This window comes from Pseudomonas sp. MWU12-2029, from assembly GCF_023242425.1.
Classification (GTDB): domain Bacteria; phylum Pseudomonadota; class Gammaproteobacteria; order Pseudomonadales; family Pseudomonadaceae; genus Aquipseudomonas; species Aquipseudomonas kribbensis.
The window spans coordinates 839,623-861,374 of sequence record NZ_JALJDY010000001.1; the positions used below are offsets into that span (position 1 = coordinate 839,623).

The window sequence follows — 21,752 nt, forward strand, 5'->3', positions numbered from 1 at the left end:
GAACGAAAGAGCATATGAATATGCCCGCCCGTTCGGGTGCTTTCAGGGGAAAGTCAGATCGGATTCGGGCAATCGATGAAGATGTGTTCGAGCGCGAATCGCTTCGCCAGATAATCGCCCAGCGCCTGCACGCCGTAGCGTTCGGTGGCGTGGTGGCCGGCGGCGATGAAGCTGATGTCGTTTTCCCGGGCACTGTGGAACGTCTGCTCGGACGCTTCACCGCTGATAAACAGATCGACGCCGGCAGCAATGGCATTGTCGATGTAGCCCTGACCGCCGCCGGTGCACCAGCCGACCCGACGGATCATCGCACTGCCCTCGATCAGCAGCGGCTCTCGGCCCATGCGTTCCTGCACGCGACGGGCGAAGTCGCGGGCGGTCACCGGCTCGTCCAGCGAACCGACCAGCCCGACGATCTTCAGGTTATCCGGGTCCAGCGGCCCTTCGACAGTGATGTCGAGCTGCCGGGCCAGTTGCACGTTGTTGCCGACGTCCGGGTGCAGATCCAGCGGCAGGTGATAGGCCAGCAGACTGATGTCGTGCTTGAGCAGGGTCTTCAAGCGGCGTTGCTTCATGCCGGTGATGCACGGGTTCTCGCCCTTCCAGAAGTAACCGTGATGTACCAGCACCAGATCGGCCTCGGCTTCGACGGCGGCATCGAGCAATGCCTGGCTGGCGGTGACACCGCTGACGATGCGCATCACCTGCGGACGGCCCTCGACCTGCAGGCCGTTGGGGCAATAATCGGCAATTTTCGCACTGCCGAGGTAGCGGTCGGCTTCTTCGACCAGGGTACTGAGGGCAACGGCCATGAAAGACTCCTGAAAATCCCGTTCAGAGGCACGCGCGGCCTCGTATAATGCGCGACATTATGGGCGGTCTGACCCCGCCTGCAACTTTTCCAGGACGTGCTTAATGCTCAAGGCGCTGCGTTTTTTCGGCTGGCCGCTGTTGGCCGGTGTGCTTATCGCTCTGTTGATTATTCAGCGTTACCCGCAGTGGGTCGGGCTTCCGAGCCTCGACGTCAACCTGCAACAGGCTCCGCAGACCACCAGCGTGCAACAGGGGCCGGTGTCCTACGCCGATGCGGTGGTGATTGCCGCGCCGTCGGTGGTCAACCTTTACACCACCAAAGTCATCAACAAACCGGCGCATCCGCTGTTCGAGGATCCGCAGTTCCGCCGCTTCTTCGGTGACAACTCGCCGAAACAGAAGCGCATGGAATCGAGCCTCGGCTCCGGCGTGATCATGAGCCCGGAAGGCTACATCCTGACCAACAACCACGTCACCACCGGCGCCGACCAGATCGTCGTGGCGCTAAAGGACGGTCGTGAAACCCTGGCCCGGGTGATCGGCAGTGACCCGGAAACTGACCTGGCGGTGCTGAAGATCGACCTGAAGAACCTGCCGGCGATCACCGTCGGTCGCTCCGACAACATCCGCATCGGCGACGTCGCACTGGCCATCGGCAACCCGTTCGGGGTCGGCCAGACCGTGACCATGGGCATCATCAGCGCCACCGGCCGTAACCAGCTGGGCCTGAACAACTACGAAGACTTCATCCAGACCGACGCGGCTATCAACCCGGGCAACTCCGGCGGCGCACTGGTGGATGCCAACGGCAACCTCACCGGCATCAACACCGCGATCTTCTCCAAGTCCGGCGGCTCCCAGGGCATCGGCTTCGCGATCCCGGTGAAGCTGGCAATGGAAGTGATGAAATCGATCATCGAGCACGGTCAGGTGATTCGTGGCTGGTTGGGGATCGAGGTGCAACCGCTGACTCAGGAACTGGCGGAGTCGTTTGGTCTGTCGGGGCGTCCGGGGATCGTGGTGGCGGGAATTTTCCGCGACGGCCCGGCACAGAAGGCCGGCCTGCAACTGGGCGACGTGATCCTCAGCATCGACGGCGAACCGGCCGGCGATGGCCGCAAGTCGATGAACCAGGTGGCGCGAATCAAACCGACCGACAAGGTCACGATTCAGGTGATGCGCAATGGCAAGGAGTTGAAGCTGACCGCCGAGATCGGCCTGCGTCCGCCACCGGCGCCGATCCAGGAAAAAGAAGAATAGGACGTTGCAAACCGCGCTCTAATTTCCTTTTGACTGGTTTCAAAGCGAGTTCACCGCAAAAACGGTATTGATACCTGTCATTTCTGTCAGTAGTACGGCTTTCGCATTACCCATAGCCTGATCCCTGTTGTTGCACACTTTCATTTATCAACACAGGGATCAGCAAAATGGATGTTTCCACAGCACTCGAAAACGCGAAAGACAGCGGCTCGTTCAGTGTTCGGCTCAGCAACGGCGAAGGTTTTGATGCGGTTTTGACCAACGCTGTCCCGACGGGTAGTGGCGGCGGTATCCTTGTGGGTGCGAACGGCACCGACATCATAATGCTCAACTACCCAAAACTCGCAGCCGGTACTCATAAAGTAACGTTTGGCAACGGTGATGCGCGCACATCTATCAACGACGTGTCATACGTTGCCCAAAGTGGGGAGATGGAACTGACTGTGGATGATCCGCTGACAACAGCGAAAGGAACCTACAGTTTTACAACTTCAGACAGGATCAAGGTCGAAGGCGAGTTCGACGTCAATGCCGTTTAAGCGCCCAAAAAAAAGCCCCCGCTTCTGAAAGGTTCAGAATCGGGGGCAATCGCTTCATTTGTTACAAGTCTCCAAGGCCATCGATCAACGCCTGATTCTGCTCCGGCGTACCGATCGAGATCCGCAAGAACTGGGCAATCCGCTCCTGCTTGAAGTGGCGCACGATCACTCCCTGCTCACGCAGTTTCGCCGCCAGCCCCGCCGCATCGTGTTGCGGATGCCGGGCGAAGATGAAGTTGGCCGCCGATGGCAACACTTCAAAGCCTTTGGCCTGCAACTGGGCAACCACCCACTCGCGACTCTCGATGACCAGTGCACAGGTCTTGTCGAAGTATTCGCGATCCTCGAACGCCGCCGCAGCGCCGACGTTCGCCATGCGATCGATCGGGTAGGAGTTGAAGCTGTTCTTGACCCGCTCCAGCGCCTCGATCAGGTCCGGATGGCCGACCGCCAGACCGACCCGCAGGCCTGCCAGCGAACGCGACTTGGACAAGGTCTGTGTCACCAGCAGGTTCGGATAACGGTCCACCAGACTGATCGCGGTTTCGCCACCGAAGTCGATGTAGGCCTCGTCGACCACCACCACCGAATCCGGGCTGGCCTTGAGGATCTGCTCGACCGCTTCCAGTGCCAGCAGGCAACCGGTCGGCGCGTTCGGGTTGGGGAAGATGATCCCGCCGTTCGGTTTGGCGTAGTCCGCCGGGTTGATCCGGAACTGCGCATCCAGCGGCACCGCGTCGAACTTGATGCCGTACAGGCCGCAGTAGACCGGATAGAAGCTGTAGCTGATGTCCGGGAACAGCAGCGGCTGATCGTGTTGCAGCAGACCGTGGAAGATGTGCGCCAGCACTTCGTCCGAACCGTTGCCGAGGAACACCTGATTGCTCTGCACGCCGTAGTAGTTGGCGACGGCGTTTTTCAGCAGATCGCTGTTCGGATCCGGGTACAGACGCAGATTGTCGTTGAGTTCGGTCTGCATCGCCGCCAGGGCTTTTGGCGACGGGCCGTACGGGTTTTCGTTGGTGTTGAGTTTGACCAGACGGGTCAGCTTCGGCTGCTCGCCCGGCACGTAAGGCACCAGATCCTTGACGAACGGGCTCCAGAATTTACTCATGTTCAGTTCCCCTTCACTTCGTCTTTGATGCGGTATTCGGCGCTGCGAGCGTGGGCGCTCAGCGATTCACCACGGGCCAGGATCGAGGCGGTCTTGCCCAGTTCCGAAGCACCGGCCTCGGAGCAGAAGATGATCGACGAGCGTTTCTGGAAGTCGTACACACCCAGCGGCGAGGAGAAACGCGCAGTGCCGGACGTCGGCAGCACGTGGTTAGGACCTGCGCAGTAGTCGCCCAGCGCCTCGGAAGTGTGCCGCCCCATGAAGATCGCACCGGCGTGACGAATCTGCGGCAACCAGGCCTGCGGATCGGCGACCGACAGTTCAAGGTGCTCCGGCGCGATGCGGTTGGCGACTTCGATGGCCTGGGCCATGTCGCGCACGTGAATCAGGGCACCACGGCCGTTGATCGAGGTTTCGATGATGGTTGCGCGATCCATGGTCGGCAGCAGTTTGTCGATGCTCGCGGCGACCTTGTCGAGGAATTCGGCGTCGGGGCTGACCAGAATCGCCTGGGCGTCTTCGTCGTGCTCGGCCTGGGAGAACAGATCCATGGCGATCCAGTCCGGATCGGTCTGGCCGTCGCACACCACGAGAATTTCCGACGGGCCGGCGATCATGTCGATACCGACCTGACCGAACACGTGGCGCTTGGCAGTCGCCACATAGATGTTGCCCGGGCCGACGACCTTGTCTACTTGCGGCACGCTTTCAGTGCCATAAGCCAACGCGGCAACGGCTTGGGCGCCACCGATGGTGAACACCCGGTCGACACCGGCGATGCACGCCGCCGCCAGTACCAGTTCATTGACCTCGCCACGTGGAGTCGGCACCACCATCACCACTTCGGTGACACCGGCGACCTTGGCCGGAATCGCGTTCATCAAGACCGACGACGGGTACGACGCCTTGCCGCCCGGCACGTACAGACCGGCGCGGTCCAGCGGCGTGACTTTCTGACCCAGCACCGTGCCGTCGGCTTCGGTGTAGCTCCAGGAGTCCTGCTTCTGTTTTTCGTGGTAGCTGCGAACGCGGGCAGCAGCTTTTTCCAGCGCTTCGCGCTGCGCCACGGTGATGCGGGTCAGGGCCAGTTCCAGACGCTCGCGCGGCAGGATCAGGTCCGCCATCGAAGCGACTTCGAGACCGTCGAACTTCTGGGTGAACTCGACCAGCGCCGCGTCACCGCGTTCGCGCACAGCCTTGATGATGTCCAGCACCCGCTGATTGACCGAGTCGTCAGACACACTTTCCCAGCTCAGCAGATGATCCAGATGATGCGCGAAATCCGGGTCAGCAGCGTTGAGTCGGCGAATTGCAGTCGGTGCGGTCATAGCGAGAGCCTCATAGGAATGGCAAAAACTCAGGCGCCCTAACTTAGCAGTCGTTTCCGCTTGGGCACCTGAGATTCTGGCTATGAGGCGGATAGACGGGCGCGACTCAACGTCGCGCAGGTACATCAGCCGCGGTGTCGAGACTCCACTGCCTTGCGCAGTGTGTCGATCAACGCCTGGATTCGGGCGTGTTGCATTTTCATCGAAGCTTTATTGACCACCAGACGCGAGCTGATCGTGGCGATCAGTTCCTGGGGTTCGAGACCGTTGGCACGCAGCGTATTACCGGTGTCGACCACGTCGATGATCTTGTCGGCCAGACCGATCAGTGGCGCCAGTTCCATCGAGCCGTACAGCTTGATGATGTCGACCTGACGGCCCTGCTCGGCGTAGTAACGCTTGGCAACGTTGACGAATTTGGTCGCAACGCGCAGACGGCCCTTGGGCTCGACAGCACCGACCTTGCCGGCAGTCATCAGCTTGCACTGGGCAATCTGCAGGTCCAGCGGTTCGTACAGGCCTTGCCCCGTGTATTCCATCAGCACGTCTTTACCGGCAACGCCGAGGTCGGCCGCGCCATGCTCGACATAAGTCGGCACGTCGGTGGCGCGCACGATCAACAGGCGTACGTCTTCCTGGGTCGTGGGGATGATCAGCTTGCGGCTTTTGTCCGGATTCTCGGTCGGCACGATGCCCGCTTCGGCGAGAAGCGGCAGGGTGTCGTCAAGGATGCGGCCCTTGGACAGTGCGATGGTCAACATGGGAAACGTCAGTCCTTATCAAGGTACTCATGCCCGGTCGCAATCGGCGCCGGACATACATCGAGGGCGTTACCACCCCCGATCAAAACGAATTCAACGGACACTTCCCTGTGTCCAGGATGCAGCGACTAGCCCGGAACGCGACGGATCTTGGCGCCCAGCATCTGCAGTTTTTCCTCGATGCACTCGTAACCACGGTCGATGTGGTAGATGCGGTCGATCAGGGTATCGCCTTCGGCCATCAGGGCCGAGATCACCAGGCTGGCCGAAGCCCGCAGGTCGGTTGCCATCACTGGCGCGCCCTTGAGGATTTCAGTGCCGGTGACGATGGCGGTGTTGCCTTCGACCTGGATCTTGGCGCCCATGCGGTGCAGTTCGTAGACGTGCATGAAACGGTTTTCGAAGATCGTCTCGATCACGGCACCGGTGCCTTCGGCAATGGCGTTGAGCGAGATGAACTGCGCCTGCATGTCGGTCGGGAACGCCGGGTACGGCGCGGTACGCACGTTGACCGCTTTCGGGCGTTTGCCGTGCATGTTCAGCTCGATCCAGTCTTCGCCGCTGGTGATTTCTGCACCGGCTTCACGGAGTTTTTCCAGAACCGCTTCAAGGATGGTCGGATCGGTGTCCTTGACCTTCACGCGACCGCCGGTGACCGCAGCGGCCACCAGGTAGGTGCCGGTTTCGATACGGTCAGGCATGACCTTGTAGAAGGCCGAACCCAGACGCTCGACGCCATCGATGGTGATGGTGTCGGTACCGGCGCCGGAAACCTTGGCGCCCATGGCGTTCAGGAAGTTCGCCAGGTCGACCACTTCTGGTTCGCGAGCGGCGTTCTGCAGCACACTGCGGCCCTTGGCCAGAGCAGCGGCCATCATGATGTTTTCGGTACCGGTCACGCTGACGGTATCGAAGAAGAAGTGCGCACCGCGCAGGCCGCCTTCAGGCGCCTTGGCCTTGATGTAGCCGCCTTCGACGTCGATGATCGCACCCATGGCTTCAAGGCCGCGGATGTGCAGATCGACCGGACGCGAGCCGATGGCGCAACCGCCAGGCAGGGCGACTTCGGCTTCACCGAAACGGGCGACCATCGGACCAAGCACCAGGATCGACGCACGCATGGTTTTCACCAGCTCGTACGGAGCGACCAGGGTCTTGATGGTGCGCGGGTCGATTTCGACGCTGAGCTTCTCGTCGATCACAGGCTCGATGCCCATGCGACCGAACAGCTCGATCATGGTGGTGATGTCGTGCAGGTGCGGCAGGTTGCCGACGGTCACCGGGCCATCGCACAGCAAGGTGGCGGCCAGGATCGGCAGGGCGGAGTTCTTCGCCCCGGAAATGCGGATCTCGCCATCAAGACGAGCGCCACCGGTAATAATCAATTTATCCATAACAATCTCGACGCCCTAGGGCTCAGGTGCGCTCGGCCCAGGCCGCGCTGCTGAAAAATTTCATAGTGACCGCGTGGATGCTGCCATCGGCGATCCATGGGTTCAAATGGGCATAGATGCTTTGCTGACGCTTGACCGGGCTCAACGCCGCCAGTTCATCACTAATCACGTTCAGCTGAAAGTTGCAGCCTTCGCCTTCAACTTCCACCCGGGTTCCGGGCAGATTTGCTTCAAGGAAGCTTTTCACTTCTACGGCCTGCATGCTCAACCTCAATCGGCGCCCTGTGCGCACGGGTCGGACATCATACAAAAAAGCCCCGCGCCTGCGAACCCCGCTGCGCAGGACTCTGACGGGGGGCTTCTTTATAGATGCGGGTTCAGGGTTGCGCCAACAGCTCGGTCAGCTCGCTGACCTGAGCGATTTCACGCATGTCTTCCGGCATCCCGCGGATGCTGACCGCCTTGCCGGCGGCTTTCGCATCGCGAATGAAGCACAGCAGCAACGACAGGCCGACGCTGCTGGACTTTTCCACCGCCGAACAATCGATCACCAGTGCCGGGGCATTGCACGACTTGATAAGCGCCCGGCCCTGTTCCCGAAGGCCAGGACCGGTGCGGTAATCCAGCACACCGGTGAGCTGAAGCTGACTGGCTTCGTCCAGACGAATGGCCGACTCGGTCATTGGGCAGGCTTCTCTTGTTTCTCGGCGGTCTGCTTGGCCTTGGCCACTTCGCCGGCCCAGCCGTTGATGGTCTTGTCCAGGTCGTTACCGTTGCGCTGCATCGCGTCGGCGAACTGGTCACGGAACAGCTTGCCGATGTTGATGCCGTTGATGATCACGTTGCGCAGCTTCCACTCGCCGTTGATCTTCTCCAGCGTGTACTGAACCGGATAGATCGCGCCGTTGTTGCCCTTGACGGTCATGCCGACACTGGTGCGGTCGCCCGACTCATCCTTCGGCGCATCGACGGTGATGCCCTGGTTGTTGTATTCCAGCAAGGCGTTGCCATAGAACTGGAACAGGCCACGCTTGAAGTTTTCCTGGAAGGTCTGCATCTGCGCCGGGGTAGCCTTGCGCGAGTACTTGACCGTCATGATGCTTTTGGAAATGCCTTCGGCATCCACCACCGGACCCACGATGGTATTCAGCGCGGTGTAGAAGTCCTGCGGGTCCTGCTTGTACTTCTCTTTATTCGCCGCCAGATCGGCGAGCATCCGGTTGGTGGTGTCCTGGACCAGATCGTGCGCCGACTGCCCGGGCGCAGCGTTCGCCAGCAGCGGCAGTGTCGCGAGCAACACCAACAGGCCACGTCGCAAGGTAGAGATCATTCAAAAGCTCCTCATTTGGCGTCTTTGCTAACGGTATTGAGCAGGAATTTACCGATCAGGTCTTCCAGCACCAGAGACGACTGGGTGTCGTGAATGGTTCCACCATCCTTGAGCCGGGTTTCTTCCCCGCCCACGCTGATGCCGATGTACTTCTCGCCCAACAGGCCAGCGGTCAGGATAGACGCTGTGGAGTCGGTCGGCAGGTTGTCGACCTTTTTATCCACCAGCAGGGTCACCCGGCCGGTAAAACTGTCGCGGTCCAGATCGATCGCCGTGACCTTGCCGATGGTCACACCGGCCATGGTCACTTTGGCTCTGACCGTCAGACCGGCGATATTGTCGAAGTAGGCATACAGCTTGTAGGTATCGGTGGTCGAAGTCGGAGACAGGCCACTGACCCGCAGGGCAAGCAGCAACAAGGCCAGGATCCCTGCCAGCAGGAACAGGCCGACACCGATTTCCAGGGTGCGGTTTTGCATCAGAAATCTCCAAACATCAAAGCGGTCAGAATAAAGTCCAGGCCGAGCACTGCCAGCGAGGCGAATACTACGGTCTTGGTGGTGGCACGACTGATTCCCTCGGAAGTGGGCTCACAGTCATAGCCTTGGAATACGGCGATCCAGGTCACGACAAAGGCGAAAACGATACTTTTGATAACGCCGTTGAGCACGTCGCTGGAGAAGTTCACGCTGTTCTGCATGTTCGCCCAGTAGGAGCCTTCATAGACGCCCAGCCAGTCGACCGCGACCCAAGAACCGCCCCAGATGCCGACCACGCTGAAGATCATCGCCAGCACCGGCAGGGAAATGAAACCGGCCCACAGACGCGGAGCGATGATGTACTTGAGCGGATCGACACCGATCATTTCCAGGCTGGACAACTGCTCGGTGGACTTCATGTTGCCGATTTCCGCCGTCAGCGCCGAACCGGCGCGACCGGCGAACAGCAGCGCCGTCACCACCGGGCCCAGCTCACGCAGCAAGGTCAAGGCAACCATCTGCCCCACCGCCTGCTCCGAGCCATAGCTCGACAGAATGTTGAACCCCTGCAGCGCCAGCACCATGCCGATGAAAATCCCGGAAACGACGATAATCACCAGCGACATCACGCCGACCGAGTGCAGTTGCTTGACCAGCAGGCCGAAACCGCCGCCTATGCCACCACGCCCCAGCAGGGCATGAAACAGGAACAGCGTCGCCCGTCCGAATACCCCGACGGCATCGATAGCCGATTCGCCGAACCGACGTACGCGTTCTATTAATGAGATTCTGCGCATCAACGCTTCCCCAGAAGATCTGCGCGGTAATCCGTCGCTGGAAAGTGATACGGAACCGGACCATCGGGATCGCCGGTCATGAACTGACGGATACGCGGCTCATCCGAGTTCATCAACTCGTCCGGCGTACCCTGCCCCAGCACCTGACCATCGCCCACCACATAGATGTAATCGGCAATGCTCGCGGTTTCGGCGAGATCGTGGGAAACCACGATACTGGTGATCCCCAACGCATCGTTCAGCAGACGGATCAGGCGCACCAGAACGCCCATGGCGATCGGGTCCTGGCCGACGAACGGCTCGTCATACATAAGAATCTGCGGATCGAGCGCAATCGCCCGGGCCAGAGCCACGCGGCGCTTCATGCCGCCGGACAGCTCATCGGGCATCAGCTCGATGGCGCCCCGCAGACCGACCGCCTGCAATTTGAGCAGCACGATGTCGCGGATCATCTCTTCCGGCAACTGGGTATGAACGCGCAGGGGAAAGGCGACGTTCTCGAACACATCGAGATCGGTGAACAGCGCGCCACTCTGGAACAGCACGCCCATGTGCTTGCGCGCATCGAACAGATCGCTGCGCGACAGCTTCGGCAGGTTCTGGCCGTTGACCCAGACCTCGCCCTGCGATGGCCGCAACTGGGCACCCATCAGGCGCAACAGCGTGGTCTTGCCACACCCGGAAGGCCCCATGATGCCGGTGACCTTGCCGCGCGGGATGCGGATATCGACGTTATTGAAAATGCTCCGCGCACCGCGCTTGAAGGAGACTCCCTTCAGCTCGACCGCGTAGGCGTTATCGGCACTCATCTAAACTCCTTGCGATGCAGCCTCTCACTCGGACGCCTGGCTTTCTGGAGAAAGCCCCTACATCCCGGGCAGGCCGAACTGGCGGCGAACTATATCACTGCAAAGGGCAAGCGCCCAAGGCCTCTCCCCGGCCACGTTCAGCGATATGACAGGCCCGAAGCTTCTATTAAGAGGTTTTAGTAACCGGGAATGACAAAGCACGACGAACTTGCGTGAGGCTTTTCAACATAACCGCTATAATCGCCGCCTTTTCATCGGGCTATACGATTTCTGACATGAGCCAAACCAGCGACCTGATTCAATCGGCACAACGCACCATCCGCCTCGAAGTGGAAGCCGTACAAGGCTTGTTGCCCCATATCGACGCCGATTTCGTACGCGCTTGCGAGATGATTCTGGCCAGCAAGGGCCGTGTAGTGGTGGTCGGCATGGGCAAGTCCGGGCACATCGGCAACAAGATCGCCGCGACCCTGGCCAGCACCGGCACCCCGGCGTTTTTCGTGCACCCGGCCGAAGCCAGCCACGGCGACATGGGCATGATCACCCGTGACGACGTGATCCTGGCCTTGTCGAACTCCGGTTCCACCAACGAAATCGTCACCCTGCTGCCGCTGATCAAGCGCCTGGGCATCCAGTTGATCAGTGTGACCGGCAACCCGCAATCGCCGCTGGCAAAAGCGGCCGAGGTCAATCTCAACGTTCACGTCGAGCACGAAGCCTGCCCGCTGAACCTGGCGCCGACCTCCTCGACCACCGCCGCACTGGTCATGGGCGATGCCCTGGCCGTGGCGCTGCTGGAAGCCCGCGGTTTCACCGCCGAAGATTTCGCCTTTTCCCACCCGGGTGGCGCACTCGGCCGACGCCTGCTGCTGAAAGTAGAAAACGTCATGCACGCCGGACAGGAGCTGCCGCAGGTACAACGCGGCACCCTGCTCAAGGACGCACTGATGGAAATGACCCGCAAGGGTCTGGGTATGACCGTCATTCTCGAGGCCGACGGCAAGCTTGCCGGGATCTTCACCGACGGCGACCTGCGCCGCACACTGGATCGCAGCATTGATATCCACAGCGCGACCATCGATCAGGTGATGACCGTGCACGGCAAGACCGCCCGCGCCGAAATGCTGGCCGCCGAGGCCCTGAAAATCATGGAAGACCATCGAATCAACGCGCTTGTCGTCGTGGATGAGGACGATCGCCCGATCGGCGCCTTCAACCTCTCCGACCTGCTGCGCGCAGGAGTGATGTAAATGAGCACCGATCTGCTGCAACGCGGCAAAGCCATCAAACTGGCGGTTTTCGACGTCGACGGTGTCCTCACCGACGGACGCCTGTACTTCCTTGAAGACGGCAGCGAGTTCAAGACCTTCAATACACTCGACGGCCAGGGCATCAAGATGCTGATGAACGCGGGCGTACAGACCGCCATCATCAGCGGTCGCAAGACCCCGGTGGTCGAGCGTCGGGCAAAAAATCTCGGTATTCCGCACCTGTTTCAGGGCCGTGAAGACAAACTCGTCGTCCTCGACGACCTTCTCGAGCAACTGGGCCTAAGCTATGAACAGGTCGCCTACCTCGGTGACGACCTGCCCGACCTGCCGGTGATCCGCCGGGTGGGGCTTGGCATGGCGGTGGCCAACGCGGCCCCCTTTGTGCGCGAGCATGCCCATGGCGTTACTCAGGCCCGTGGTGGCGAGGGCGCCGCCCGTGAATTCTGCGAACTGATCCTGCGCGCCCAGGGCAGCCTCGATGCCGCCAACAATGCGTACCTGTGAGTCAAACCATGTTTAGCAAAAAGTTTCGCAACATCCTGCTGTTCGGTTGCATCGCCGCCATTTTCGGCGCGGTCGGCTACTGGAACATCAGCCCGGAACGGTTCCTCGACAAGCCTCCTGTCTCGGCAGAAGAGAGCCCGATCGACTGGTACGCGACCAACACCCACACCTTGCAATACCTGGAAGACGGCAAGGTGCAGTACGAAATGACCTCCGACAAGGCCGAGCACGTCAAGGCGACCGACATTACACTGGTCACCAAGCCCGACCTGAACATGTTTCGCGGCACCGAATTCCCGTGGCACGTGACCAGCGAGCGCGGTGAAGTGAATTCCGGCGGCACCGAGGTCGAACTGATCGACTCGGTTCGCGTCAAGCGCACCGATGAAAAGAACCGCGACACCCTGATCACCAGCACCCGAATGACGGTGTTCCCTCAGCAGCAATATGCGCAGACCCAGCAACCCGTTAGAATCGACGGCGCTGGCGGTGTATCGACCGGCGTGGGAATGAAAGCGTATTTGAAGGAAAGCAGGATACACCTGCTATCGAACGTAAGAGGACAGTATGAGGCTCGTTAAAACCCTCCCTATTTTGCTCAGTCTGGGCGCAGCACTGGGAAGCGTGAGCGCCTGGGCTCTGCCGAACGATCAGGAGCAGCCAATCCGCATTCAGGCCGACGATGCCCAGCTGGACGACAAGAATGGCGTTGCCACTTACAAGGGCGCCGTGATCATCACCCAGGGTTCAATGATCGTCAAAGGCGACACCGTAACGCTGACGCGCAACCCGGCCGGCGAGATCGACGTGGTGACTTCGGTAGGCAACCTGGCCTATTTCGAACAACTGCAAACCGCTGGCGACACCAAACCCGTCCAGGGTTGGGGCGTGACCATTCAGTACCACGCGCAGCAAAACCGCGTCGTACTGATCGACAAGGCCAAGGTCGTCGACAAGGACAACAACACCACTCAGGGCGAGAAGATCGTCTATGACACGGTGAAAAAACTCGCCAGCGCCGGTCGCGCTACCGGCAACAAGGTCACCGAAACGCGTCCGCGCATTGACATGGTGATCCAGCCGAAGAAGAAAACCGACGAGAAAACCCAGTAATGGCAACCCTGAAAGCTCAGCACCTGGCCAAGGCCTATAAAAGCCGCCAGGTCGTGCGTGACGTCAGCCTGTCGATCGACAGCGGTCAGATCGTCGGTCTGCTCGGCCCCAACGGCGCCGGCAAGACCACCTGCTTCTACATGATTGTCGGCCTGGTGCAGGCCGATCAGGGTCGCGTGCTGATCGACGACCTGGACGTCAGCCACCAGCCGATGCACGGTCGCGCCAAGGCCGGTATCGGCTATCTGCCGCAGGAAGCCTCGATCTTCCGCAAGCTGTCGGTGGCCGACAACATCATGGCCATCCTCGAGACCCGTCAGGAGCTCGACAAGGCCGGCCGTCGCAAGGAGCTGGAAAGCCTGCTGCAGGAATTCCACATCAGCCATATTCGCGACAACCTCGGCATGAGCCTGTCCGGTGGCGAGCGTCGCCGGGTGGAGATCGCCCGCGCACTGGCCACCGCACCGAAATTCATCCTGCTCGACGAACCGTTCGCCGGTGTCGACCCGATCTCCGTGGGCGACATCAAGCAGATCATTCATCACCTCAAGGCCAAGGGCATCGGTGTACTGATCACCGACCACAACGTCCGCGAGACGCTGGATATCTGCGAAACGGCGTACATCGTCAATGACGGCCAACTGATCGCCGAAGGCGACTCCGCGACCATCCTCGCCAACGATCTGGTGAAGGAAGTGTATCTGGGTCACGAGTTCCGCCTGTAAGCGCGACAGCATTCGACCAGCCGTCCGGGTGCTGTAACGTTGAAGCGCATTTTTATACGCTTTTATTGTTACAGCGCTCTAGGCAAACACGACAGTTTCAGGCATATAATTTGCTTAAGTTTGGCGCCTCGGCGCCCTGTAGTGGATGGCGCATAGCGCCGGCGAATAAGGTGTTAAGCCCCTGCCATGAAACCATCGCTAGTCTTGAGAATGGGCCAGCAGCTGACGATGACACCGCAGCTGCAACAGGCCATCCGCCTGCTCCAATTGTCGACCCTGGATCTGCAACAGGAAATCCAGGAGGCTCTGGAATCCAACCCGATGCTCGAACGCCAGGAAGACGGCGACGACTTCGACAATTCCGACCCGCTGGCCGACAACGCCGAACAGAAGCCCAATACCGAGATCCAGGAACCTTCCTACCAGGAAACCGCGCCGACGGTCGACAATCTCGAGGACGGCGAATGGAACGAGCGAATCCCCAACGAGCTGCCTGTCGACACCGCCTGGGAAGACGTCTACCAGACCAGCGCCAGCAGCCTGCCGAGCAGCGATGACGACGAGTGGGATTTCACCACCCGCACTTCCGCCGGCGAAAGCCTGCAAAGCCACCTGCTGTGGCAGTTGAACCTGGCGCCGATGTCCGACACCGATCGCCTGATCGCCGTGACCCTGATCGATTGCATCAACAATCAGGGCTACCTCGACGAAACCCTCGAAGAAATCCTCGACGCCTTTGATCCGGAGCTCGACATCGAGCTGGACGAGATCGAAGCCGTCCTGCACCGCATTCAGCAATTCGAACCCGCCGGCATTGGCGCACGCAATCTGGGCGAATGCCTGCTGCTGCAATTGCGCCAGCTCTCGGCCAAGACTCCTTGGCTGGCCGAAGCCAAGCGTCTGGTTACCGATTACATCGACCTGCTCGGCAGCCGCGACTACAGCCAGCTGATGCGCCGCATGAAGCTCAAGGAAGATGAACTGCGCCAGGTCATCGAACTGGTCCAGAGCCTCAACCCGCGCCCCGGCTCGCAGATCGAATCCACCGAAGCCGAATACGTGGTGCCTGACGTGATCGTGCGCAAGGACAACGAGCGCTGGCTGGTCGAGCTGAACCAGGAGTCGGTGCCGCGACTGCGGGTCAACGCCCAGTACGCCGGGTTCGTCCGCCGCGCCGACACCAGCGCCGACAATACCTTCATGCGCAATCAGTTGCAGGAAGCCCGCTGGTTCATCAAGAGCCTGCAGAGCCGCAACGAAACCCTGATGAAAGTGGCCACCCAGATCGTCGAGCATCAGCGCGGCTTTCTTGAATACGGCGACGAAGCCATGAAACCACTCGTGCTGCATGACATCGCCGAAGCGGTAGGCATGCACGAGTCGACGATTTCCCGGGTGACCACGCAGAAATTCATGCATACCCCCCGGGGCATATATGAACTGAAATACTTTTTCTCCAGCCACGTCAGCACCTCGGAAGGCGGCGAATGCTCGTCCACGGCGATCCGCGCGATCATCAAGAAACTGGTCGCCGCGGAAAATCAGAAAAAGCCGTTGAGTGACAGCAAGATCGCTGGTTTACTGGAGGCACAAGGCATTCAGGTGGCTCGCCGCACCGTCGCCAAGTACCGCGAATCCCTCGGGATCGCGCCTTCGAGCGAACGCAAGCGGTTGATGTAAGCCACGTTACAGCGTTCCAGTGGCAGGCTCTTCGGCCTGCCGCTTTATGCACTGGCAACGAAGGAGAAGCTGTATGCAAGTCAACATCAGTGGACACCAACTGGAAGTTACCCAACCTCTCCGTGAATACGTTGAGCAGAAGCTCAAGAGGCTTGAGGGACATTTCGACAAGATCACCAACGTGCAAGTCACGATGTGCGTCGAAAAGCTGAAGCAGAAAATCGAAGCCACGCTGCATATTCCCGGCAACGAGGTCGTCGCAAACGCGGAACATACCGACATGTACGCAGCGATCGACGCGCTGACCGACAAGCTTGATAAACAACTCAAAAAGCATAAGGAAAAGACCCAGAGCCTGCTTCAGGGCGCTACCGGTCGATAACCCCCACCCCCATGATCCGACTTGAAAGCATCCTGACCCCCGGCCGTTCCCTGGTGAACGTGCCGGGCGGCAGTAAAAAGAAAGCCCTCGAACAAATTGCCAACCTGATCGCCCGGGAAAAACCGGATCTGGAGATGCAAGATGTCTTCGAGGCGCTGATTGCCCGTGAAAAACTCGGTTCGACCGGTTTTGGCAACGGCATCGCCATTCCCCATTGCCGCCTCAAGGGTTGTGAATCCCCCATCAGTGCCTTGATGCACCTTGAAGCACCTATCGATTTCGATGCCATCGATGGCGCACCGGTGGACCTGCTGTTCGTGCTGTTGGTCCCGGAAGCTGCCACCGATGCACACCTGGAACTGCTGCGCCAGATCGCCAGCATGCTCGATCGCAAGGAAGTACGCGAAAAACTGCGTCGCGCCACCACCAACGAAGCCTTGTATCAGGTTGTCCTGGACGAGCAAAACGGGCACTAAACATGCGCTTGATCATCGTCAGTGGCCGCTCCGGCTCGGGCAAAAGCACAGCCCTGGATGTCCTTGAGGACAACGGCTACTACTGCATCGACAATCTGCCGGCGGGCCTGCTGCCGGAACTGGCAGAACGCGCCCTGATTCATACGGAACTGTCTCAGCCACTGGTCGCGGTATCGATCGACGCGCGCAACCTGCCAAGCCACCTTTCGCGTTTTCCGGAGTTGCTCGAGGAAGTCCGCAGCCGGCACATCCAGTGCGACGTTCTGTATCTGGATGCCGATGAAGAAACCCTGCTCAAGCGCTTCTCGGAAACCCGTCGCCGTCACCCGCTGAGCAGTGCCAACCGCTCGCTGGCTGAAGCCATCAACGATGAAACGGCCCTGCTGGGCCCGATTGCCGATCTGGCCGACCTGAAGGTCAACACCACCAATCTGAACCTGTACCAGTTGCGCGACACCATCAAGCTGCGGCTGCTGAACCAGCCGGAGCCGGGCACCGCGTTTTTGGTGGAGTCGTTCGGTTTCAAACGCGGCATGCCGGTGGATGCGGACCTGGTGTTCGATGTACGCTGCCTGCCCAATCCGTACTGGAAACCGGAATTACGTGCGCAATCCGGGCTCGATGAGCCGGTAGCCGAGTACCTGGCGGCACAGCCGGAAGTGGAAGAGATGTTTCAGGACATCTATGCGTATCTATTCAAATGGTTGCCGCGCTTCGCTGCGAGTAACCGTGCCTACGTGACCATTGCCATTGGCTGCACCGGCGGACATCACCGTTCCGTCTACCTGACCGAACGCCTGGGTCAGGCCCTGCAGAAAACCCTGAAGAACGTCCAGGTTCGCCACCGCGACCTCAGCTAAAGGATTCACACCGCGATGCCTGCTCTGGAAATCGAAATCATCAACAAGCTGGGCCTGCATGCCCGGGCGTCGGCAAAGTTCGTGGGCGTGGCGGGTCAGTATCCCGACTGCACGATCAGAGTGGGTCGCACCCCGGAAACCACGGTAGATGGCAAAAGCATCATGGCGATGATGATGCTCGCTGCCGGCAAGGGCACCAAAATCCACCTGAGCACCGAAGGCCATCAGGAACAGGAAGCCATGGATGCTCTGGTGGCACTGATCAACAACTACTTCGACGAAGGCGGTTGAAAATCCTTTGTGGCGAGAGATACGTCTCTCGCCACGCTTATCCCAGCGCCGTGTCCATCACCATCATCAGGCAGAAGCCGATCAACAATCCCAGGCTCGCCAGTTTTTCGTGACCATTGCGTCGCGACTCCGGGATCACTTCGTGGGTCACCACCAGCAACATTGCCCCGGCCGCCAGCGCCAATCCGAGGGGCAACAACAGTTCCGCCAGGCTGACCAGCCACGCACACAGCAGCGCGAACACCGGTTCGACCAGACCTGACGCCGCCCCGATCAGAAACGCCCTGACCCGCGACATCCCCGCCCCGGCCAGCACCAGCGCAATCACCAACCCTTCCGGCACGTCCTGCAAGGCGATGCCCATCGCCAGGCTGTCAGCGTCCGGCATGCCGCCACCCGCAGAGACGCCGACGGCCATGCCTTCCGGAATGTTATGGGCAATGATGGCAAACACGAACAGCCAGATCCGCGGGGGAATCACCGGATGCTCGACGGTGCCGATGAGCATTTCCGGTGAAGCGCCGGACAACCTGCGGTCGACAAGATACAGAGCGAAAGCACCGAGCATGATGCCGAAACAGATCAGGCCACTGGAGCCCCAAGGGCTCAGCCCAAGGCTTTCGGCAGCGGCAATCCCCGGCACGATCAGCGAAAATGCGGTCGCCGCCAGCATCACACCAGCACCAAACCCCAACAATGTGTCGCCCAGCGCCTGCGGCATGTTGCGGATCACCAGCACCGGAACGGCTCCAAGCGCGGTGCCGAGCGCGCAGATCGCACCGCCCTGCAATGCCCGAGACAGTTTCGGTTCCAGGTTCAGCCATTCCAGCCCGTGAGCCACCAGCAAGGTCATGCCCGCCAACAGCAGCAGCGACCCGAATGCGTAACGAAACATTCGTCCACTTCCGGTCACCAGTGTTTCAGTGCCCATAATCAGCCCTGGATTGTTTTTATAGGAGACTTAAACCAGTGCAGCCTGATAACGCGCAGCGACTTCAGGCCAGTTGATCACGTTGTAGAACGCGCTGATGTATTCCGGGCGGCGGTTCTGATAACGCAGGTAGTAGGCGTGTTCCCACACGTCGAGTCCAAGAATCGGCGTATTGCCGCCCATCAGCGGGCTGTCCTGGTTACCGCTGCTTTCCACCACCAGTTTCTTGTCCGGGGTGACACTGAGCCACGCCCAGCCGCTGCCGAAGCGGGTCAGCGCAGCCTTGGTGAAGGCCTCCTTGAAGCTGTCGAGGCCACCCAGTTGCTCATCGATCGCCCTGGCCAACGCACCCTCCGGTTTGCCGCCACCGTTGGGCACCATCACTTCCCAGAACAGCGAATGGTTGGCATGACCGCCGCCCTGATTGATCACCGCCGCACGCAGCTTTTCAGGCAGTAGCTGAACGCTGGCCACCAGTTTTTCCACCGGCCACTCGGCGTATTCCGTGCCCTCGACCGCGGCGTTCAGGTTGTTGATGTAGGTCTGGTGATGCTTGGTGTAGTGAATCTCCATGGTCTGCGCATCGATGTGCGGTTCCAGCGCATCGTAGGCGTAAGGCAGGGCTGGCAGGGTAAAAGCCATTTCAGTGGACTCCATGGTGATGTTGGGCTGGGGCGCGGCGCGCATTGCCGGTATCCGGGTGCAGCAAGCGCTGGGTGCGCGGGTATTCGCCGTGTTCGCTGATGAAATTGAGCAGTTCGACATAGGTCTTGCTGCTCTGGCGCAACGCCGCTTCACGCAGGGCCGGGCGCAGGCGCTCGTCCTGCATGGTCTGCAACAGGCGTTGATGGATCGCGCACAGGTATTCGGCGCTCTCCTCAGGCTGGTTCAGACGCAGATGCAGATCGGCCAGGTTGTGATGGGAGATGACGCAGGCCGCCACCGCTTCGTCGGCATCGGCCCAGCGCTCGAACAGCACTTGCGCCAAAGCGAGGGCTTGCAGATAAGCCTCGCGGGCGTCGATCAACTCGCCCAGCATGAAGCAGCGATTGGCCCGTTCGATCGTACGTTTCCAGTGCTCCATGATGAGCCTCCAAAGCGGTTGCGGTATTTACACGCCGCCGGCGGTAAGTTTCTCGGGATTGAGCAACGCTTCCAGCTGGCTGCGCGACAGGTCGGTGTGTTCCAGCGCGACGTCGATCACCGGACGGCCCTGTTTGTAGGCCTGCTTGGCGATTTCAGCGGCTTTCTGATAACCGATGATCGGGTTGAGTGCGGTGACCAGAATCGGGTTGCGCGACAGCGCCTCCTTGAGCCGCGACTCGTTGACCTTGAAGCTGGCGATGGCCTTGTCACCCAGCAGACGGCTGGAACTGGCCAGCAACTCGATGCTGCTCAACAGGTTCTGGGCGATGATCGGCAGCATCACGTTCAGTTCGAAATTGCCTGACTGACCGGCGATAGTGATCACCGAATCGTTGCCGATGACTTGCGCCGCCACCATCGCAGTGGCTTCCGGAATCACCGGATTGACCTTGCCCGGCATGATCGACGAACCCGGTTGCAGGCCTTCCAGTTCGATTTCACCGAGTCCGGCGAGCGGGCCGGAGTTCATCCAGCGCAGGTCGTTGGCGATTTTCATCAACGACACGGCGGTGGCCTTGAGCTGGCCGGAAACAGCCACAGCGGTATCCTGCGAACCGATCAGGGCGAACAGATTCTTGCCCGGCGTGAACTGAACGTTGGTCAACTGACTGAGCTGGCGGCTGAAACGCGCGGCGAATTCCGGATGCGCATTGATCCCGGTGCCGACCGCCGTACCGCCCTGGGCGAGAGATTGCAGGCTTGGCAACAAGTCCTGCAGATGACCGATATTGGCCTTGAGCTGCTGCGCCCAACCGTTGAGCACCTGGCTCATACGCACCGGCATGGCGTCCATCAAATGGGTGCGACCGGTCTTGACGTGATGATGCACCTGCTCGGACTTGCGCTCGATCACCTGCACTAGGTGCAGCAGCGCTGGCAGCAGTTGTTCGTGCAGGGCCAGCGCCGCGCTGACGTGGATGGTGGTCGGGATGATGTCGTTGCTGCTCTGCCCGCAGTTGACGTGATCGTTGGCATTCACCGGCTCGTCGAGCAGGCGGCTGGCCAGGGTGGCAATCACTTCGTTGGCGTTCATGTTGGAGCTGGTGCCGGAACCGGTCTGGAAGATATCCACCGGGAAATGCTGCATGAAATCGCCTTCAAGCAGCCCCTGGGCCGCGTCGCTGATGGCCTTGCCTTGCGCGGCGCTGAGCTGATTGAGTTCGACGTTGGCCCGGGCGGCAGCGGCTTTTGCCAGGATCAGCGCGCGGATGAACTGGGTCGGCATCGGTTTGCCGCTGATCGGGAAGTTATCCACTGCGCGCTGGGTTTGCGCGCCGTAGAGAGCGTCCACCGGCACCTGCAGTTCGCCCATGCTGTCGCGCTCAATACGTGTCTTGGTCATCGGTAAATCCTTGGACTAATTCAATGAGAGGAATGGAGGGTTGCAACTCGCAGGTGGCGAGCTGCCAGGTGTAGCTTTGCCAGCGTTTGAGCCGGCATTTGCACAGCGACAGGCGTTCCATCTCGCGCAGCGGGCGCCAGGCCTGATCGAGACAGAGACTGCGCCAGTGCCACGGCAACGCGATGTCGGTGGCCGTGTCGAGCAGCAGACGGAAAGAGGTTTCAGCGACAGTCCAGGGCGAGGTCGCCGTGCAGCAGGCCAGATACCGGCCTTCAGCCAGGTAGTGTTCGATCAGACGCGGTTCGTCGGGATCCATGGCGCAACGGATCTGGCGACTCATCCAGCGCCAGCTTTCGAGGTACGGCTGCTCGTGCAAGGCAGAACTCATGATCCTGGGCTCATCCGAT

Annotated in this window: 28 protein-coding genes; 12 read left to right on the forward strand and 16 right to left on the reverse strand. The window is 60.2% G+C overall.

What is annotated here, in order from left to right:
• Positions 1 to 53: 53 nt before the first annotated feature.
• Positions 54 to 812, reverse strand: coding sequence for a Nif3-like dinuclear metal center hexameric protein (locus tag M5B44_RS04025; protein WP_248738300.1), 759 nt, complete (start codon positions 810 to 812; stop codon positions 54 to 56).
• A 103-nt stretch (positions 813 to 915) separates the two neighbouring features.
• Between M5B44_RS04025 and algW the strand changes: the two genes are divergently transcribed.
• Both algW and M5B44_RS04035 read left to right on the forward strand, forming a co-directional pair.
• Positions 916 to 2,073, forward strand: coding sequence for a Do family serine endopeptidase AlgW (gene algW, locus M5B44_RS04030; protein WP_248738301.1), 1,158 nt, complete (start codon positions 916 to 918; stop codon positions 2,071 to 2,073).
• 167 nt (positions 2,074 to 2,240) lie between these two features.
• Complete coding sequence (locus M5B44_RS04035; RefSeq protein WP_248738302.1) at positions 2,241 to 2,612, forward strand: hypothetical protein; 372 nt, start codon at positions 2,241 to 2,243, stop codon at positions 2,610 to 2,612.
• A gap of 61 nt (positions 2,613 to 2,673) precedes the next feature.
• Here the strand turns inward: M5B44_RS04035 and hisC are convergent, their stop codons facing one another.
• From hisC to M5B44_RS04085, 10 genes are all read right to left on the reverse strand, one after another.
• Entirely contained in the window at positions 2,674 to 3,726 is a 1,053-nt protein-coding gene (gene hisC, locus M5B44_RS04040; RefSeq protein ID WP_248738303.1) for a histidinol-phosphate transaminase, read from the reverse strand.
• Positions 3,727 to 3,728: 2 nt separating this feature from the next.
• Entirely contained in the window at positions 3,729 to 5,054 is a 1,326-nt protein-coding gene (hisD, locus tag M5B44_RS04045; protein ID WP_085711773.1) for a histidinol dehydrogenase, read from the reverse strand.
• A gap of 125 nt (positions 5,055 to 5,179) precedes the next feature.
• Entirely contained in the window at positions 5,180 to 5,815 is a 636-nt protein-coding gene (hisG, locus tag M5B44_RS04050; protein WP_007953554.1) for an ATP phosphoribosyltransferase, read from the reverse strand.
• 128 nt (positions 5,816 to 5,943) lie between these two features.
• Positions 5,944 to 7,209: a UDP-N-acetylglucosamine 1-carboxyvinyltransferase gene (gene murA / locus M5B44_RS04055; protein ID WP_248738304.1), complete on the reverse strand. Its 1,266-nt coding sequence runs from the start codon at positions 7,207 to 7,209 to the stop codon at positions 5,944 to 5,946.
• A 22-nt stretch (positions 7,210 to 7,231) separates the two neighbouring features.
• A complete protein-coding gene (locus M5B44_RS04060) occupies positions 7,232 to 7,471 on the reverse strand; it encodes a BolA family protein (protein ID WP_096818978.1) in 240 nt (79 codons plus the stop codon).
• Positions 7,472 to 7,586: 115 nt separating this feature from the next.
• Positions 7,587 to 7,892, reverse strand: coding sequence for a lipid asymmetry maintenance protein MlaB (locus M5B44_RS04065; RefSeq protein ID WP_085711775.1), 306 nt, complete (start codon positions 7,890 to 7,892; stop codon positions 7,587 to 7,589).
• Positions 7,889 to 8,539, reverse strand: coding sequence for a phospholipid-binding protein MlaC (locus tag M5B44_RS04070; protein ID WP_085711776.1), 651 nt, complete (start codon positions 8,537 to 8,539; stop codon positions 7,889 to 7,891). Before M5B44_RS04070 ends, M5B44_RS04065 begins: the two co-directional genes overlap by 4 nt.
• Positions 8,540 to 8,550: 11 nt before the next feature.
• Positions 8,551 to 9,018, reverse strand: coding sequence for an outer membrane lipid asymmetry maintenance protein MlaD (mlaD, locus tag M5B44_RS04075; protein WP_085711777.1), 468 nt, complete (start codon positions 9,016 to 9,018; stop codon positions 8,551 to 8,553).
• A complete protein-coding gene (gene mlaE / locus M5B44_RS04080) occupies positions 9,018 to 9,815 on the reverse strand; it encodes a lipid asymmetry maintenance ABC transporter permease subunit MlaE (RefSeq protein WP_085711778.1) in 798 nt (265 codons plus the stop codon). Before mlaE ends, mlaD begins: the two co-directional genes overlap by 1 nt.
• Complete coding sequence (locus M5B44_RS04085; protein WP_085711779.1) at positions 9,815 to 10,624, reverse strand: ATP-binding cassette domain-containing protein; 810 nt, start codon at positions 10,622 to 10,624, stop codon at positions 9,815 to 9,817. The genes mlaE and M5B44_RS04085 overlap by 1 nt, the downstream gene beginning before the upstream one ends.
• A gap of 275 nt (positions 10,625 to 10,899) precedes the next feature.
• Between M5B44_RS04085 and M5B44_RS04090 the strand changes: the two genes are divergently transcribed.
• The 10 genes from M5B44_RS04090 (at position 10,900) to M5B44_RS04135 (ending at position 17,926) form a co-directional block, all read left to right on the forward strand.
• Positions 10,900 to 11,874 (forward strand): KpsF/GutQ family sugar-phosphate isomerase, encoded by a 975-nt coding sequence (locus tag M5B44_RS04090; RefSeq protein ID WP_085711780.1) that lies wholly within the window; start codon positions 10,900 to 10,902, stop codon positions 11,872 to 11,874.
• A complete protein-coding gene (locus tag M5B44_RS04095; RefSeq protein WP_248738305.1) occupies positions 11,875 to 12,399 on the forward strand; it encodes a KdsC family phosphatase in 525 nt (174 codons plus the stop codon).
• Between the two features lie 8 nt (positions 12,400 to 12,407).
• Entirely contained in the window at positions 12,408 to 12,980 is a 573-nt protein-coding gene (gene lptC / locus M5B44_RS04100) for an LPS export ABC transporter periplasmic protein LptC (protein ID WP_134825502.1), read from the forward strand.
• Positions 12,967 to 13,512 carry a lipopolysaccharide transport periplasmic protein LptA gene (gene lptA, locus M5B44_RS04105; RefSeq protein WP_248738306.1) on the forward strand — a complete coding sequence of 182 codons (546 nt, stop codon included), beginning with the start codon at positions 12,967 to 12,969 and terminating at the stop codon, positions 13,510 to 13,512. The genes lptC and lptA overlap by 14 nt, the downstream gene beginning before the upstream one ends.
• Positions 13,512 to 14,237 carry an LPS export ABC transporter ATP-binding protein gene (lptB, locus tag M5B44_RS04110; protein WP_007953572.1) on the forward strand — a complete coding sequence of 242 codons (726 nt, stop codon included), beginning with the start codon at positions 13,512 to 13,514 and terminating at the stop codon, positions 14,235 to 14,237. Before lptA ends, lptB begins: the two co-directional genes overlap by 1 nt.
• Before the next feature lie 186 nt (positions 14,238 to 14,423).
• Positions 14,424 to 15,917, forward strand: coding sequence for an RNA polymerase factor sigma-54 (locus M5B44_RS04115; protein ID WP_085711783.1), 1,494 nt, complete (start codon positions 14,424 to 14,426; stop codon positions 15,915 to 15,917).
• A 73-nt stretch (positions 15,918 to 15,990) separates the two neighbouring features.
• Positions 15,991 to 16,299, forward strand: coding sequence for a ribosome hibernation-promoting factor, HPF/YfiA family (gene hpf / locus M5B44_RS04120; RefSeq protein WP_007953578.1), 309 nt, complete (start codon positions 15,991 to 15,993; stop codon positions 16,297 to 16,299).
• Positions 16,300 to 16,310: 11 nt separating this feature from the next.
• On the forward strand, positions 16,311 to 16,775 hold the full coding sequence (gene ptsN, locus M5B44_RS04125) for a PTS IIA-like nitrogen regulatory protein PtsN (RefSeq protein ID WP_085711784.1): 465 nt from the start codon (positions 16,311 to 16,313) through the stop codon (positions 16,773 to 16,775).
• Between the two features lie 2 nt (positions 16,776 to 16,777).
• On the forward strand, positions 16,778 to 17,635 hold the full coding sequence (rapZ, locus tag M5B44_RS04130) for an RNase adapter RapZ (protein WP_096818961.1): 858 nt from the start codon (positions 16,778 to 16,780) through the stop codon (positions 17,633 to 17,635).
• A gap of 15 nt (positions 17,636 to 17,650) precedes the next feature.
• On the forward strand, positions 17,651 to 17,926 hold the full coding sequence (locus M5B44_RS04135; protein WP_085711786.1) for an HPr family phosphocarrier protein: 276 nt from the start codon (positions 17,651 to 17,653) through the stop codon (positions 17,924 to 17,926).
• Between the two features lie 37 nt (positions 17,927 to 17,963).
• On the opposite strand, the gene M5B44_RS04140 is transcribed toward M5B44_RS04135, so the two are convergent.
• The 5 genes from M5B44_RS04140 to M5B44_RS04160 are packed head-to-tail and all read right to left on the reverse strand — an operon-like array spanning position 17,964 to position 21,733.
• Positions 17,964 to 18,857 carry a ZIP family metal transporter gene (locus M5B44_RS04140; protein WP_248738307.1) on the reverse strand — a complete coding sequence of 298 codons (894 nt, stop codon included), beginning with the start codon at positions 18,855 to 18,857 and terminating at the stop codon, positions 17,964 to 17,966.
• Between the two features lie 30 nt (positions 18,858 to 18,887).
• Positions 18,888 to 19,499: a superoxide dismutase gene (locus tag M5B44_RS04145; RefSeq protein ID WP_248738412.1), complete on the reverse strand. Its 612-nt coding sequence runs from the start codon at positions 19,497 to 19,499 to the stop codon at positions 18,888 to 18,890.
• 1 nt (position 19,500) lies between these two features.
• Positions 19,501 to 19,941 carry a hypothetical protein gene (locus M5B44_RS04150; protein WP_114881426.1) on the reverse strand — a complete coding sequence of 147 codons (441 nt, stop codon included), beginning with the start codon at positions 19,939 to 19,941 and terminating at the stop codon, positions 19,501 to 19,503.
• A gap of 27 nt (positions 19,942 to 19,968) precedes the next feature.
• A complete protein-coding gene (locus M5B44_RS04155; protein WP_248738308.1) occupies positions 19,969 to 21,345 on the reverse strand; it encodes a class II fumarate hydratase in 1,377 nt (458 codons plus the stop codon).
• Positions 21,326 to 21,733 (reverse strand): FagA protein, encoded by a 408-nt coding sequence (locus M5B44_RS04160; RefSeq protein ID WP_085608076.1) that lies wholly within the window; start codon positions 21,731 to 21,733, stop codon positions 21,326 to 21,328. Before M5B44_RS04160 ends, M5B44_RS04155 begins: the two co-directional genes overlap by 20 nt.
• Between the last annotated feature and the right edge of the window lie 19 nt (positions 21,734 to 21,752).